This window comes from Methanocalculus sp. (genome assembly GCF_029762515.1).
Lineage (GTDB): Archaea > Halobacteriota > Methanomicrobia > Methanomicrobiales > Methanocorpusculaceae > Methanocalculus.
The window spans coordinates 1-1,155 of sequence record NZ_JARVGN010000555.1 but is presented as its reverse complement, the minus strand read 5'-3'; the positions used below and the strand labels follow the sequence as shown (position 1 = coordinate 1,155).

The 1,155-nt window shown below is 53.6% G+C and carries 2 protein-coding genes and 1 pseudogene; all 3 read left to right on the top strand.

Features of this window, described 5'->3' with window-relative positions:
• Window positions 1-318, top strand: a 318-nt coding sequence (locus QCH34_RS13110) for a methanogenesis marker protein 6 (RefSeq protein ID WP_300334772.1), incomplete at its 5' end; no start/stop codon positions are given.
• Between the two features lie 2 nt (window positions 319-320).
• A complete protein-coding gene (locus tag QCH34_RS13105; RefSeq protein ID WP_211531218.1) occupies window positions 321-770 on the top strand; it encodes a methanogenesis marker 5 protein in 450 nt (149 codons plus the stop codon).
• Window positions 767-1,155 (top strand): annotated as a pseudogene (locus tag QCH34_RS13100) (methanogenesis marker 15 protein); the annotation flags it as partial. The gene QCH34_RS13105 and the pseudogene QCH34_RS13100, both read left to right, overlap by 4 nt.

Sequence of the window (1,155 nt, the reverse complement as noted above, 5' to 3'; positions counted from 1 at the left end):
CAGGTTACCGGGACCCCGGACGAAGTTGAGAGGGTGGTTGAACACCTCCGGAAGCTTGATCCCTTCCATATCTTCATCAAGGACAGGGGATTTCCTCCGGGAGATCCGCGGCGATGCAGGGCGAACCTCGGGGGATCAAGGCCCGGATACCTCGGGCATGAGTATGAGATCGGCCTCGCACGGTTCATATCATACGGATTACGAGAGACTGATACTATGAATGATAATGATCTGTTGAAAGCAGCCGTACCGATCAGACGAGCATCCCCGCTCGATATTGACGATCTCTCGACAATTATAGAAACAGAGGAGGCCTGATTATGGTAAAAGTCTTCATATATCCTGCAACAAGCCTGATGTTATCGGATCTTGTTGCAAGGTTCGGGCATGAGCCACTCGGATCAGCACTCTCGATTCGCGATCATATTCAGACACCCGGATTCGACTCCCCACCGCTCCAGATAACCCCGGAAGATCCGAAGAAAGGCCTCCGGTGGGCCGCGGTCGAAGTACCCTCCGGAGTCAGGGGCAGGATGTCCGTCTATGGACCGCTCCTTGACGCTGCCGAGGCAGCGATCATCGTAAACGATGCGGAATTTGCCTTCGGGTGCATGGGATGTGCCAGGACGAACGAACTTCTCATCTTCCGGCTGAAACAGAAAGAGATACCTATCCTTGATCTTGTTTATCCAAAGACGCAGGACGAAGGTGTCGCATTCGTTGCATCCATAAAATCGTTCCTGAAGGAGCTTGGAGGCGGTGAAGAATGAGCCGGCCGGTCAGAATAGCACAGCTCACCTGCGGGGCAGAATACTCGGGTGTACAGAATGAGATCGCAGAGGCCGCTGCATCTGTTGATGCCCAGCTCTTCTATCCTGATATCTCACTTGCCGATCTGAAGAAGAGTGAAGCATCATTTGGCCTCAATGTGAAGAGCCCTGATCTGAAACTGGCTATTGCCCGTGCTGATGCTCTCGTCTCCGGGAAGGTCGATGCTGATGCCGTCTTCATCGGAAGTTGTTTCCGGTGTGCCGAGGCCGCGATCGTCAGGAATGAACTTCGCCGGTATATTCATGAGAACTCCGAGCTTCCGGTCGTCTCATACTCCTTTACGGAACGGACGACATCAGGAACCCTTCTGACGCGGATGGAGGC